At 68.5% G+C, this 13,119-nt stretch carries 10 protein-coding genes; 1 reads left to right on the forward strand and 9 read right to left on the reverse strand.

Annotation, left to right across the window (positions count from 1 at the left end):
* Positions 1-30: 30 nt before the first annotated feature.
* The 7 genes from M5C96_RS21410 to M5C96_RS21440 all read right to left on the reverse strand — a co-directional run bounded on the left by M5C96_RS21410 (position 31) and on the right by M5C96_RS21440 (position 7,060).
* Positions 31-699, reverse strand: a complete 669-nt coding sequence (locus M5C96_RS21410; protein WP_272569803.1) for a TetR/AcrR family transcriptional regulator — start codon at positions 697-699, stop codon at positions 31-33.
* Between the two features lie 365 nt (positions 700-1,064).
* Positions 1,065-1,721: a nucleoid occlusion factor SlmA gene (gene slmA / locus M5C96_RS21415; protein ID WP_272565153.1), complete on the reverse strand. Its 657-nt coding sequence runs from the start codon at positions 1,719-1,721 to the stop codon at positions 1,065-1,067.
* Positions 1,722-1,845: 124 nt separating this feature from the next.
* The gene (locus M5C96_RS21420) at positions 1,846-3,288 is read right to left on the reverse strand and encodes an ATP-binding protein (RefSeq protein WP_272565154.1); all 1,443 of its coding nucleotides are present in this window, start codon (positions 3,286-3,288) and stop codon (positions 1,846-1,848) included.
* A gap of 59 nt (positions 3,289-3,347) precedes the next feature.
* A complete protein-coding gene (locus M5C96_RS21425; RefSeq protein ID WP_272565155.1) occupies positions 3,348-4,055 on the reverse strand; it encodes a response regulator transcription factor in 708 nt (235 codons plus the stop codon).
* A gap of 85 nt (positions 4,056-4,140) precedes the next feature.
* Positions 4,141-5,034, reverse strand: coding sequence for an acetylglutamate kinase (argB, locus tag M5C96_RS21430; RefSeq protein ID WP_092745378.1), 894 nt, complete (start codon positions 5,032-5,034; stop codon positions 4,141-4,143).
* A gap of 140 nt (positions 5,035-5,174) precedes the next feature.
* The gene (locus tag M5C96_RS21435) at positions 5,175-6,278 is read right to left on the reverse strand and encodes a glycosyltransferase family 4 protein (RefSeq protein ID WP_272565156.1); all 1,104 of its coding nucleotides are present in this window, start codon (positions 6,276-6,278) and stop codon (positions 5,175-5,177) included.
* Positions 6,275-7,060 carry a glycosyltransferase gene (locus M5C96_RS21440; RefSeq protein WP_272565158.1) on the reverse strand — a complete coding sequence of 262 codons (786 nt, stop codon included), beginning with the start codon at positions 7,058-7,060 and terminating at the stop codon, positions 6,275-6,277. The genes M5C96_RS21435 and M5C96_RS21440 overlap by 4 nt, the downstream gene beginning before the upstream one ends.
* Positions 7,061-7,136: 76 nt before the next feature.
* On the opposite strand from M5C96_RS21440, the gene M5C96_RS21445 reads away from it, so the two are divergent.
* Positions 7,137-11,030 (forward strand): methyltransferase domain-containing protein, encoded by a 3,894-nt coding sequence (locus M5C96_RS21445; RefSeq protein ID WP_272565159.1) that lies wholly within the window; start codon positions 7,137-7,139, stop codon positions 11,028-11,030.
* Positions 11,031-11,154: 124 nt separating this feature from the next.
* Here M5C96_RS21445 and M5C96_RS21450 read toward each other — a convergent pair whose 3' ends face one another.
* Both M5C96_RS21450 and M5C96_RS21455 read right to left on the reverse strand, forming a co-directional pair.
* The gene (locus M5C96_RS21450; protein WP_272565160.1) at positions 11,155-12,012 is read right to left on the reverse strand and encodes an SAM-dependent methyltransferase; all 858 of its coding nucleotides are present in this window, start codon (positions 12,010-12,012) and stop codon (positions 11,155-11,157) included.
* A gap of 82 nt (positions 12,013-12,094) precedes the next feature.
* On the reverse strand, positions 12,095-12,985 hold the full coding sequence (locus M5C96_RS21455) for a class I SAM-dependent methyltransferase (RefSeq protein WP_272565161.1): 891 nt from the start codon (positions 12,983-12,985) through the stop codon (positions 12,095-12,097).
* Positions 12,986-13,119: the final 134 nt, after the last annotated feature.

The following is a 13,119-nucleotide window of genomic DNA, read 5'->3' on the forward strand; positions in this document are numbered from 1 at the left end:
AGGGAGAGAGAGAAACGCGAAACGGGTCGGTCAATCCTGCGCGGGCGGCGGTGCGCCATAGCGGGTGAGGATGCTGTCGAAGCCGGCATTGGCCCGGTCGATGGAGCCGGGCGTCTGCAGGAAGCGCGCCTCGTAGTGCAGCGCCAGGATGAGGCCGTGGATCTCGAACAGCATCTGCTCGGCATTCACATCGCCGCGCAGTTCGCCCTGCTCCTTGCACTGGTCGATGGCGCGCTTCATGGCGGCCAGCCAGGTCAGCACCGAACTGGCCAGCGCATCGCGCACGGGGCCGGTGCGGTCGTCGAACTCCACGGCGCCGCTGATGTAGATGCAGCCTGAATCGATTTCGATGGAGGTGCGCTTCATCCAATTGCCGAACAGGGCCCGCAAGCGCGGCAGGCCCCGTGGGGCGGACACGGCCGGGTAGAACACTTCCTGCTCGAAGCGCGCGTGGTATTCGCGGATGACGGAGATCTGCAGCTCCTCGCGCGAACCGAAATGGGCGAACACGCCGGACTTGCTCATGCCCGTCACGTCCGCCAGCGCACCGATCGACAAGCCTTCCAGCCCGATGTGCGTGGCCAAGCCCAGCGCGGCCTCGACGATCGCCGCCTTGGTCTGCTGGCCCTTTTGCAAGGCGCGGCCTTCGCGGGTGCTGGCGGAGCGAACGGAGCGGGATGGGAGGGGGGTGACCGGCATGGAGAAAATAAAACGAACGATCGTGCTATTTTGCATGAAAACGCCGGGCCTGCCCATCCCGCGGGGCGATGAGGGGCTCCGCACCGGGAAAACCCCTAGCCGCGCGCGCAATGCTGGAATGCTGGAATGCTGGAATGCTGGAATGCTGGAATGCTGGAATGCTGGAATGCTGGAATGCTGGAATGCTGGAATGCTGGAATGCTGGAATGCTGGAACGGTGGGACGAAGCAACGCAGTGCGATCACACCGAGCGGCAACGCCAGCCCAGCCGGCCGGTCTTGCGCGCTTCGGGGGAAGTAGAAAGTCTGGAATGCCTGGCGTCACCCAGGCAGCACGACCCGCCGCAGCCGGCCTGGGGCAGCGGGTTAGAGCAGCAGCGCGAGCGTGGCCTCGAGGTGCTCGCTGGGCGCGCGCCGGAAGCCCGAGCGCGCGTGCCGCTGCAGCCGCCCGCGCACCAGGTCGCACAGCGCCGCGGCGCGCACCTGGGCATCGACCGTGGGCGCATCGGCCCCGGCGGCCTGCGCGGCGGGGCGCAGGCACTGCCGCAGACTCGATTCGATCTTGTCGAAGAACTGGTTCATGCGCTGCTGCAGGCGCTCGTTCTCCAGCACCAGGGCATCGCCCACCATCACGCGCACCATGCCCGGGTTGCGCTCGCCGAACTGCAGCACCATGGCGACGATGCGCGCGGCCTGCTGCGTGCCCGAGGTGTCGGACTGCGCACCGCGCTCCATGATCTGGTTCACCAGCGTGAGGACCGATTGCTCGATGAAATCGATCAATCCCTCGAACATTTGCGCCTTGCTGGCGAAGTGCCGGTAGAGCGCTGCCTCGCTGACCGAAAGGCGCGCCGCCAGCGCGGCGGTGGTGATGCGCTCCGAGCCGGGCTGCTCCAGCATGCCGGCCAGCGCCTGGAGGATCTGCACCCGCCGCTCCCCCGGCTTGGGACGTTTGCGGACCGCAGGGACGTCTTGCGCCACAGTGGTGGCGACAGGTTCAGGCAGGGACTGGAGTTCAGGCATGGGCAACAGATGTATGCAATTGATTCTCGCACACGGGTCCTGCCGGGCTTCGTGTGACAGCCCCCACCCTTTCCAGTGCAACGCTGCGCCGTCAGAGCGGCGAAACCATCAGCGCAACAGGCGGCTACCGAACCTTGCGCGCCGGAGCGAAAAACACCGTCACCATCAGCCCCCGGCCGGCCGGCCCGCGCCCCAGGCCCAGCGCCGCACCGTGCACGCGCGCGATCTCGTCGGCAATGGCCAGCCCCAGTCCGGTGCCCTCCCCCGCAGCCCCCGGCACCCGGTAAAAGCGCTGCAGCACCCGCGCCTGCTCCGCCTCGGGAATGCCCGGTCCGTCGTCCTCGACCTGCAGGAACGCGCCGCCGTTGGCAGCGCCGCCGCAGCGGATGGTCACGGCACCACCGGCCGGCGTGTATTTGATGGCGTTGTCCACCAGGTTGGTGAGCAGCTCGCGCAGCAGCCAGCCGTGGCCCACGGCGCGGGCCGGCGCGACCTCCAGCCCCAGGTCCAGCCCCTTGGCGGTGGCCGTGTCGAGGAACGCCTCCAGCAGGCTTTCGCACAGGTCCTTCAGATCCACGCTCTGCATGGCCTGTGCGTCCAGGCTGCGGGCATCCGCGCGCGACAGGGCCAGCAACTGGTGCGCCAGCTTGGAGGTGCGGCGCGTGGCCTGCCGCAGTTTCTCGATCTGATCCGCTCCTAAATATATAGCACCATGCCCTAGTACCATTTGCACTGACGCCTGTTTTGACCCATTGCCCTCCCGACCGCTGCCCGACTGCGCGGACAGCGCCCAGGCTTCCACCTGCGCCTGCAGGCTGGCCAGCGGCGTGCGCAGCTGGTGAGCGGCGTCGGCCACGAAGCGGCGCTGCCCCTCGGCCTGCTCGTTCACCAGGGCGAACAGCCGGTTCAGCGAATACACCAGGGGCCGCACCTCCACGGGCGACGCCGCTTCGTCGATCGGGTTCAAGTCCCGGGGCGAGCGCCGGGCGACGGCCTCGGCCAGGTCCACCAGCGGCTTGAACGCGCGGCGCACGGCCCAGTGGATCGCCAGCGCCGCGGCCGCCACCAGCACCAGATTGGGCAGCAGCACGCGCAGCAGCATCTGCTTGCCCCACTGCTGGCGCGGATCGGAGCCGTCGGCCAGCGCCACCACCAGCTCGCCCGCCCCCGTGCGGCTGCGCTGGACGGCCACGCGGTAGGTGACGCTGTCGTACTCGACGCTGTGGAACTCGGGGTCGTGCGTGGCCGGCACGGCGCTCTGCACCCAGTCCTCGCCCAGCAGCACGCGGCCGGACAGGTCCTGCACGCTGTAGCCGGAAAAGCCGCTGTTCTGGCGCAGGAACTCCTCCACCGGGGGCGCGAGCAGCAGCAGCGGCGGGCCGCCGTCGCTCACGGGCGGGGCCACCACCGAGTCGGCCAGCGCCGGCAGCAGCCGCAGCAGGCGCTGGTCGTGCCGGCTGGCGGCCTCGTCCGCCGAGCGGTAGTCGAGCCACGCGCCCGCCAGCGCCAGGGCGCACAGCGGGAGGATCAGCAGCAGCAGCAGCCGGATGCGCAGCGCGGAGGTCATGGCGGCGGCCGGGGTGTGCGGGTGCAGGGGTGGGCGGGCGCGGAGACGGCGGGGCGCGCTCAGCCGCGCGGGGGCTGCAGTTCCAGCCGGTAGCCGAAGCCACGGATGGAGCGCAGCGCCACGCCATTGGGCTCCAGCTTGCTGCGCAGGCGGGACACGTACACCTCCACCGCATTGGGCGTGATTTCCTTGTCCCAGCCGGTCAGGGCCTGCAGCAGCTTTTCCTTGCTGGCCGGCTTGGGCGCGTGGATCAGCAGGTATTCCAGCACCGTCCACTCGCGCGGGCCCAGTTCGATGGGCTGGCGCGCATGGGGATCGCTGGCCGTGCGGATGCTCACGGTACGGCCGGCGGTGTCCAGCTCCAGCGGCCCGAAGCTCAGGATGGCCGTGGTCGCGGCCTGAGAGCGCCGCAGCAGGGCGCGCAGCCGCGCCAGCAGTTCGGGCAGTTCGTAGGGCTTGACCATGTAGTCGTCGGCGCCCAGGTCGAGCCCCTGCACGCGGTCGTGCAGGGCGTCGCGCGCCGTGAGGATGAGCACCGGCATGGCCGGATGGGCCATCTCGGGGCGGCGCAGGCAGCGTGTGAGCTCCAGCCCGTCCATGCCCGGCAGGCCGATGTCGATGATCGCGGCGTCGAACGATTCGGTGCGCAGCACCTCTTCGGCGCGCTCGCCGCTGCCCACCCAGTCCACCGCATAGCCCGCGTCGGTCAGGCCCAGCTTGATGCCGCTGGCCAGCATGACGTCGTCCTCGACCAGCAGCAGGCGCATCGCCCTGTCACCCGCTCAGGAACGGACCGGCACGGCACCGCCGGGGACGGCGCGCTGCACGGCGGGCGAGGCGCAAACCGGCATCTCAGTGGCTGCGGATCATGGTGCCGTAGGCCTGCTCGGTCAGGATTTCCAGCAGCATGGCGTGCGGCACGCGGCCGTCGATGATGTGCACCGCGTTCACCCCGGCCTTGGCGGCATCGAGGGCGCCGGCGATCTTGGGCAGCATGCCGCCGGAGATGGTGCCGTCGGCGAACAGCGTGTCGATCTCGCGGGCGGTGAGGTCGGTGAGCAGTTCGCCCGCCTTGTTCAGCACGCCCGGGATGTTGGTGAGCAGCACGAGCTTTTCGGCCTGCAGCACGGTGGCGAGCTTGCTGGCCACGACGTCGGCGTTGATGTTGTAGCTCTCGTTGTTCTCGCCGAAGCCGATGGGGCTGATGACGGGGATGAACGCATCGTCCTGCAGCGCCTTGACCACGCTCGGGTCGATGGAGACGATGTCGCCCACCTGGCCAATGTCGTGCTCGATGCTCGGGTCCTTGTTGTCCACCATCTTGAGCTTCTGGGCGCGGATCATGCCGCCGTCGCGCCCCGTGAGGCCCACGGCCTTGCCGCCCGCCTGGTTGATCAGGCCCACGATGTCCTGCTGGACTTCGCCCGCCAGCACCCACTCCACGACTTCCATGGTTTCGGCGTCGGTCACCCGCATGCCCTGGATGAACTGCCCCTTCTTGCCCAGGCGGTTGAGCGCGGTCTCGATCTGCGGGCCGCCGCCGTGCACCACCACCGGGTTCATGCCCACCAGTTTGAGCAGCACCACGTCCTCGGCGAAGTCGGCCTGCAGCGCCGGGTCGGTCATGGCGTTGCCGCCGTATTTGATGACCATGGTCTTGCCATGGAACTTGCGGATGTAGGGCAGCGCCTGGGCCAGGATTTCGGCCTTGTCGCGCGGAGCAATCGAAAGAAGGTCGGTCGTCATGAAGAGCTCGCGGCTGAAGGAGCGGTTAAGCGATGGAGATGCGCATTGTGCCTTGCCCTAGCCCCCGGACGGCGCTGGGGCGGGACGGGCGAGGGCGAGGGCCAGGGCGGCGCCGTTCAGCAGCGGCCCGCGGGTGACCTTCAGTGCCGCAGCCAGCTGGGCACCTTGAAGCGCACGATGGCCAGGTAGGCGGAGACGTAGGCGATCATGAACAGGGCGCAGAAGATCGCCAGCACGACCGTGTTGCTCCAGAACAGCACCGCGGGCACCACCGTCAGCAGGGTGAAGCCCCACAGGTAGGGCGAGGTGCGGTTGTTGCGCATGAGCACCCGGCGGGACTCGTCGTCGTGGAACACCCCGCGCACGATGCGCCGGTAGATGAGCTGATGAAAGTGCAGCGCGTCCGCCACGCCGGGCGAGACCCCGCGCACCAGCTTGCGGTAGATGGAGAAGACAGTCTCCCAGACCGGGTAGATCAGCAACAGCATCGGGAACCAGGGCGACACGTCCTGGTTGCGCTGCACGAGCGAGATGCTGCCCAGCGCGATCACCACGCCCCAGATATAGGAGCCCCCGTCGCCGGCGAAGATCATGCCGCGCGGGTAGTTCCATACCAGGAACCCGGCCGTGGCCGCCGCCGTGCAAACGAACAGCGTCGCGAGCGACCGGTCCCCCACCTGCAGGCTGACGTGCGCCAGCGCCAGGCAGACGATGAACGCCACCATGCCCGCCAGGCCGTTGTAGCCGTCGATGATGTTGAAGGCGTGTGGCAGGCCGGCCACCGCCAGCACCACGATCACCATGCCCAGCCAGGGCGTCTGGGCCAGGAAGCCGTCCAGCCAGGGCAGGCCCATGCGCTGCACGTTCAGCTGCAGCACCATCAGCGCCAGCCCACCCGACAGCGCCGTGAGCAGCAGGCGGTAGCGCACGGTCAGGCGCTGCGTCAGGTCTTCTACGATGCCGCCCACCGCCGACGGCAGGAGCGCCACGATCCACCAGACCACCCAGGCGCCGAGCCGCAGCGAGCCTGGATCGCCCATCCACGACGTCTGAACCACCCCCAGCATCCAGCTGCAGGCCATGCCGGCCAGCAGCGCCGCCCCGCCCAGCCGGGGCACATCCCCCAGGTGGAACCGCTGCGGCATGGTGTCGCCGTATACGGACGCGTGGTCGCGCCCCCATCGGACGATGCCCGCAGCCACCAGCGTGGAAACCAGAAACGCAACCAGAGACAACCAGATCATGGAGCGCCGATGGTATGCGGGCCGCGGGGGCCCTCCGGTAACAAAGATCGTGCCTGCCGGTACACCGGCGAGCGCCACAGCCGCCACAGGCTGCGCACATGCCAGGCGAGGTAGGCCATGCGGCGCTGGCTGTCGCGCTGCCCGACATGGCCCACGCGGGCCGCGCCCTTGTGTAGCCGCAGGCCCCTCAGCCGCATGCGCAAGCTCAAATCCACATCCTCGCAATACATGAAATACCCTTCATCGAATCCCTCCAGCGCGTCCCACACCGCGCGCCGCATCACCAGGAACGCCGCGTTCACCCAGTCCACCCGGTGCTCCCGTTGCCCGAGCACGCGGCGGCGCCACAGCGCGGCGGGCGACGGCAGCTCGCGCTCGGAATCCTGCAACTGGCCGCGGCCGTCCACCTGCTCCGGGTAGGCGCAGCCCACGTCCGCCGGCAGGGCGGCCTCGCACAGCGCAGGAAACGGGTTCGCGCCGAGCAGGCTGACGTCGGGGTTCAGCACGCACACCATCGGTTCGACCGCGCCGCGCAATGCGCGGTTGTGGTTGGCCCCGAATCCCAGGGGCGTCTCGTTGCGGCGGATCTCCAGCACGAAAGGCCAGCCCCCCGCAGGGGCCTGCGGCTCGGCTTCGGGCAGGTTGAGCGTGAGCACCACGCGCGACACGTCGGCCCGGCACAGGCGCGCCAGATCGTGCAGCAAAGCCTGCACCCACGGCCCGTGCCCGTGGCTGATCAGCGAGACCACCAGGCCCCGTTCCGCATTGAGAGATGACGTCATGAACCCGGTATTGTCGTCTGCCTCGCACACCGTCCCGCCCGAAGGACCGCTGCCATGCGCCCGTCATAATCCGGAGATGACCCAAACAATCGAGGATTTGCACGTCTATCTGCGCACCATCAAGCAAGACGAACGCACCTCCCTTTCCGTGCTGGCGAGCCTTGTCCGCGAGGGATCCACGGTGCTCGACCTGGGCTGCGGCAGCGGCGCACTCGGGCAATATCTGGCAGAAACCCGGGGCTGCACCAGCGATGGCGTGACGCTCAGCGAAGCCGAGGCCGAACACGCCCGCCCCCACTACCGGCGCGTGGAAGTGTCCGATCTGGAGACATGCGATCTGGTTACCCTTTTTACTGGCCAGCGCTACGACTACATCGTGTGTGCCGACGTGCTCGAGCACCTGCGCCGCCCGGAGGGCATCCTGGCCCAGTGCCGCGAACTGCTGGCAAACGGCGGTCAACTGCTGATTTCGGTGCCCAACGCCGGCTACTGCGGCCTGGTGGCCGAATTGCTGCAGGGTGAATTCCGCTACCGCGAGGAAGGCCTGCTGGACCGCACCCACCTTCGCTTCTTCACCCGGCGGTCGCTGGGACGGTTCCTGGGCGAGCAGCGCTGGGCCGTCGACCAGATCGACACCGTGCGCCGCGAAGTGCCCGAATCGGAGTTCAAGGCCGCCTTCGACCTGTTGCCACCGGTCGTGTCCCGCCATCTGCTCGGCGCACCCGATGCCATGGCCTACCAGTTCATCGCCGCGGCGCAGCCTGCCGCCCAGGCCATCGCCGTGGACCAGAGCGGTACGCCGGACCCGGAGGAAGCCCATGCCCTGTTCACCGCCCAGCTCTACCTGGGCCAGAACGGCGAATACGCCGAAGACCGCAAGCTGACCGCCACCGGCATCATCGGCCGCGAACGCCAGACGGTGCGCTTCACCCTGCCCGAGACGCCCAGCCCCCTCACCAACCTGAGGCTCGACCCGGCGGACCGCCCCGGCTTCATGCACCTGCACGGCATCACCCTGCGCAATGCCCAGGGCGATGCGGTGTGGACGTGGCAGGCCGACACCGCATCGCGTTCGCTGCTGGCCCGCTCGCCCCACAGCCAGATCGTGTGGGAGCAGCCCATGCCGGCCGCCTCCCCCGCCACCCTGCTGCTGCTCACCGGGGACGACCCCTGGCTGGAACTGCCGATCCCCCGGGATGTGCTGGCCGCCCACGCCGGCCGCGGGGCCGCGCTGGACATCGACCTGGGATGGCCCATGTCCGCCGACTACCTGACCTTGTCGGGCGCCGTGTTCCCCTTGCAGGACCGCATCGCCATGCTGGAAAAGGACGCGGCCCGGGCCCGGCACGAGGCCGAGCAGCGGCTGAACCAGACCCGCGAGGCGCTCGAACTGGAAAAGCGCGCTTTGGGCGAGCAAAAGGAAGTGCTCGAGGGCGACAAGCGCACCCTGGAGTACACCAACCAGGCCTTGCAGGAACACAACGCCACGCTCAAGGACAGCACCCAGACGCTGCTGCGCCAGCGGGCCGACCTGCAGCAGGAGTCCGCCCAGTTCCAGCGCAACGCCACCCGTTTGCAGCATGAACTGGGCCGCCTGCAGCACGACTACGGCGCCCTCGCCCACCACTTGAAAACGATCGAAAACTCCACCGTGTTCCGCGCGACCCGCCCCCTCGTCCACACCAAGATGCGCGTGGACCGCCTTCTGGGCCGTGCGCCCAAGCATGCCGCCGCAGCGGCGGCAACGCAGGGGCCCGTGCAGGTCACGCCGCCGCAGCACCCCGTGGATGTGATCGTGCCCGTCTACCGGGGCCTGGCCGACACGCAGATGTGCGTCGATTCCGTGCTGGCCAGCCCGTGCGCCACGCCCTACCGCCTCATCGTCATCAACGACGCCAGCCCCGAACCCGAAGTCACCGCGTGGCTGCGCGAGCGGGCCACGCAGGACGAGCGCATCGTGCTGCTGGAAAACGAGGAGAACCTCGGCTTCGTCGGCACCGTCAATCGCGGCATGGCGCTGAGCGGCAGCAACGACGTGCTGCTGCTCAACAGCGACACGGAGGTCGCCAACGACTGGCTCGACCGCATCCGCAACGCCGCCTACGGCGACGCCAAGGTGGCCTCGGTCACCCCGTTCTCCAACAACGCCACCATCTGCAGCTACCCGCGCTTTTGCAAGGACAACGACCTGCCGCCCGGCTACGACACGGCCCGCCTGGACGCGCTGTGCGCCAGGACCAACCCGGGCGCGGTCGTGGACGTGCCCACGGGCGTCGGCTTTTGCATGTACATCCGGCGCGATTGCCTGGTGCAACTGGGCCTGTTCGATACCGAGCACTTCGGCAAGGGCTACGGCGAGGAAAACGATTTCTGCCAGCGCGCGCGCGCGGCCGGCTGGCGCAACCTGCACCTGCTGGACACCTTCGTGCTGCACACCGGCGGGGTCAGCTTCGGCGACAGCAAGAGCCCGCGCGAACTCGCGGCCATGGAAACCCTGCGCCGCCTGCATCCGCGCTACGAGCGCGACGTGCACGCGTTCGTGCAGGCCGATCCGGCGCAGCCCTACCGCCTGGCGCTCGACGTGGCCCGCATCGCCGAGGCCGGCGTGCCGGCCGTGCTCGCCGTGCTGCACGACCGGGCCGGTGGCACGGTCCGGCATGTCCGCGAACTGGCCGTGCACCTGGCGGACCAGGCCACCTTCCTGACCCTCACGCCCGCGCCCGGGCACAGCGTGCGGCTGCGCATGGCGGGGCAGGACGAGGGCTTCGAGCTCACCTTCCGCCTGAACGACCAGTACGACGACCTGCTCGGCGTGCTGCGGCAGTTGGGCGTGCGGCAGGTGCACTTCCACCACCTGCTGGGCCACGGCCAGGAAGTGCGCAATATCCCGCACCTGCTGGATGTGCCCTACGACTTCACCGCGCACGACTACTACAGCTATTGCACGCACATCTCGATGACCGACACGACCAACCGGTACGCCGGCGAGATCGGTCCCGGGCAATGCAAGTGCTGCACGCCAGAAATGCATTCCCCCCTGGGCGGCACCGTCGCCGAATGGCGTGGCGCGAATGCGCGCCTGCTCACCGGCGCACGCCGGGTGCTGGTGCCCAGCCACGACACGGCGCGGCGCATCGCCGGCTTCGCGCCGGCGGCGCACGTGCACGCCGTGCCGCACACCGATCTGCCCGACAGCGCGGCGCTGCCGCTGCCCGCGCCGCGCACGCTGCAGCCTGGCCAACGGCTGCGGGTGGTCGTGATCGGCGCCTTGAGCGCCATCAAGGGCGCAGACGTGCTGGAAGCCGTGGCCGCCGAGGCGGCCCGCCGCAACGCCCTCGTGGATTTCCACCTGATCGGCTACGGCTACCGCCACCTTCAGACGCAGCCCCGCGCCCGCCTGACCATCCATGGCGAGTACGAAGAGAAGGACCTGCCCGGCCTGCTGCAATGGCTGGAGCCGGACCTGGTCTGGTTCCCCGCCCAGTGGCCGGAGACCTACAGCTACACCCTGAGCGCCGCGCTGCTGGCCGGCCTGCCGGTGGTCGTGCCCGACATCGGCGCCTTCGCCGAGCGGCTGGCGGGCCGGCCCTGGAGCTGGGTGCACCCCTGGGATGCCACGCCCGCCCAATGGCTGGCCTGGTTCACCGAGGTCCGCGACCGGCATTTCGCCCAGGGCGAGGCCCCAGCTCTGGCCGAGGCGCAGCCGCAAGCACCCGTGCCGCACGAATCCTCTGCGCCGTTCCGCTATGCAACCGATTACCTGGCAGGCATCGCTCCCGCCAACGCCCTGCCCCCCATGACCCTGGCCGACCTGCAGCCCTACCTGCCCCAGGCCACGCCCAGCGCCGCTGCCAAGTCGGGCATGCTGTCGGCGGTGGTCTATCTGCGCTCGCTGCCGGTGCTGCGCGGCGTGGCACGGCGCATCCCGGCGCAGTGGCAACGCCGGGTCAAGAACTGGCTGCAAGCCTGAGCCGGCTTCGCGCCGCGCGGCGCCGGAACGAAAAAAGGGCTGCCCTCTCCGGCAGCCCTTTTTGTTTTCGGAAGACCCGTCGGCGCCCTCGTGCGATGGATGGCGGCGAAGGGCGATCCGGGCCCTATTTGCCCAGCAGCAGAAAGATCTCGTTGTTGAGCAGCAGTTCGTCCGGGTATTGGCCGTGCAGGGCCGATGGAATGTCCATCTGCACACTGCGCCGCTCCTGGCGGATGACGTGGAAGCCCGCCCGGGTCATCAAGGCCACCAGCTCGTCCGCCGTCAGCCGGTTCAACGCCTTGTACTCGTTGAAGACGAACTTCTTGTACCCCTCGACACCGAAGTCGTCGAAGCCGAAATCACGTTCGGCGCCATCGATCGGCCCTTCGTGCGCCTGGATGATGGCCCACAGCTCGTCATCGCTCACCAGCAGGTGGTGCCAGGGCACCTCGTCATAGCGCCGCAGGTGCGAGCCATAGGGAGAAAAGTACAGCGGCTCGATCTGCAGGAAAAAGACGCCCCCGGGATTCAGTGCGGCGTACAGGTCGCGGGCGATGGGTTCGAGCTGGTCCTGGCTCACATGCTCGAACGTGGACCAGCTGAAAATCCCGTCCACCGGCCGCCGGCCCGCCAGCGGTGTGGCGGGTGCGATGGTCTCGAAGCTCAGGGCCTTCGGCACGCGGCGAAGGCCCAACTGCTCCTTCGCGATGCGCGGCAGCTTGGCGTACTCCTGCCGGATGTCGATGCCGTGGATCGACGTCGCCCCGTGGCGCAGGGCCAGCGCCAGGTCCGTGATGCCGTCGCCGCAGCCGAAGTTGAGCAGCCGCGCCGTCTTCACATCCAGCGCCGAACCCAGCCAATGCTGGACCACGTCGGCCGCATAGTGGAAGTGCGCCCGGAACCACTCGTCGGAAATGCGCTCGGCATCCCACTGGGGCGGTCCCCAAAATCGTTGCTGGATGCGATCGAACAGAGTGGTCATGGAGAAAAACGCCTGTCGCGGGATTTCAATCAGTCATAAGGCTCAGTGCCAGGAAGGGGGTCAAGCCCACCACACCCTGCGCTCAGGGCTTGGCGAGCACATAGGCATCCTGGTGGTTCCAGAAATGCACCAGCGAGCGATGAACGAGCTTGTCCGCACCCACCGTCTCCGCGATGCGCGCGACGACGAAGTCCTCGGACGTGAACGCGGTGCCGTATTCCTGCACGTCGATGGCCTGGGATTCGCTGGAGGGAGCGAAGAAGAAACCGTCCTCGTCCAGCGCAACGCTGTCGTGCGCCGCCGCTTTCAAGCCATGGGTGGAGAACACCAGAACCCCTCCGGGCGCCACGCCGTCGTACAGGCACTGCAGCCAGCGGGCCCAGGTGCGGCGCGGCAGGTGGCTGAACAGCGACAGCACGAACACCACGTCGTACTGCTGGTCCCACACCAGACTCTCCGGTACGGTGGACGACAGCACGCTCCGCACGCCGAAGGTGCGCTGCGCGAACGCCATGGCGTCCGGCACGACGTCGGACACCGTCACCCGGTCCGCGCCTAGGGCCTTCACCAGGTGCCGCGTGAAGCGGCCGTGCCCGCTCGCGAATTCCATGAACCGCGGAGTCTTGAGCAAAGGCCGGTCCACCGCTTCCAGCAGCGTCATCAGCTCGGACAGCGTGCGCCAGCCGTCCGCGAGATAGTCCCGCAGGGGGTTGGTGCTGGAGGGATGGCCCTCGAAGAAACGGAAGATGTCGTCGGCGCGCGCGATCTCGCAATTCAGCCCCATCATCTGGGAGAAGGCGCCCGGCAACGTGTGCTGCTCGATGAGCTGGTGGGCGGTGAGGCGCGTTTCGCGGTCCTGCAAGGCATGGCGCAGAGCCTCTGCGGCCAGGACGCGCTCGTCGCGTTCGAGGTGCTGGATTCCGAGGGCCAGCCAGTCGGAGGCCTTTTGAGGAGGGGCGGTCAGATCGTTCATGGGGTCAAGGGCCGGTGGAAGATCATGCCGAAAGGCGGAAAACCGTCATTGGCAAAAAATGGCTCCAGCGCATATTCTACTAGGGCATTAAGCTATCAAAAATATAGCACATCATTAAAGGGATATCCCAGCCG

The organism is Acidovorax sp. GBBC 1281, from assembly GCF_028473645.1.
Taxonomy (GTDB): Bacteria; Pseudomonadota; Gammaproteobacteria; order Burkholderiales; family Burkholderiaceae_C; genus Paracidovorax.

What these genes read in the sequence shown, in the direction of transcription:
- M5C96_RS21420 (WP_272565154.1), bottom strand. Translation starts at nt 3,288, where the DNA reads ATGACCTCCGCGCTGCGCATCCGGCTGCTGCTGCTGCTGATCCTCCCG.
- argB (WP_092745378.1), bottom strand. Translation starts at nt 5,034, where the DNA reads ATGACGACCGACCTTCTTTCGATTGCTCCGCGCGACAAGGCCGAAATC.
- M5C96_RS21445 (WP_272565159.1), top strand. Translation starts at nt 7,137, where the DNA reads ATGACCCAAACAATCGAGGATTTGCACGTCTATCTGCGCACCATCAAG.
- M5C96_RS21455 (WP_272565161.1), bottom strand. Translation starts at nt 12,985, where the DNA reads ATGAACGATCTGACCGCCCCTCCTCAAAAGGCCTCCGACTGGCTGGCC.
- slmA (WP_272565153.1), bottom strand. Translation starts at nt 1,721, where the DNA reads ATGCCTGAACTCCAGTCCCTGCCTGAACCTGTCGCCACCACTGTGGCG.
- M5C96_RS21435 (WP_272565156.1), bottom strand. Translation starts at nt 6,278, where the DNA reads ATGATCTGGTTGTCTCTGGTTGCGTTTCTGGTTTCCACGCTGGTGGCT.
- M5C96_RS21410 (WP_272569803.1), bottom strand. Translation starts at nt 699, where the DNA reads ATGCCGGTCACCCCCCTCCCATCCCGCTCCGTTCGCTCCGCCAGCACC.
- M5C96_RS21450 (WP_272565160.1), bottom strand. Translation starts at nt 12,012, where the DNA reads ATGACCACTCTGTTCGATCGCATCCAGCAACGATTTTGGGGACCGCCC.
- M5C96_RS21425 (WP_272565155.1), bottom strand. Translation starts at nt 4,055, where the DNA reads ATGCGCCTGCTGCTGGTCGAGGACGACGTCATGCTGGCCAGCGGCATC.
- M5C96_RS21440 (WP_272565158.1), bottom strand. Translation starts at nt 7,060, where the DNA reads ATGACGTCATCTCTCAATGCGGAACGGGGCCTGGTGGTCTCGCTGATC.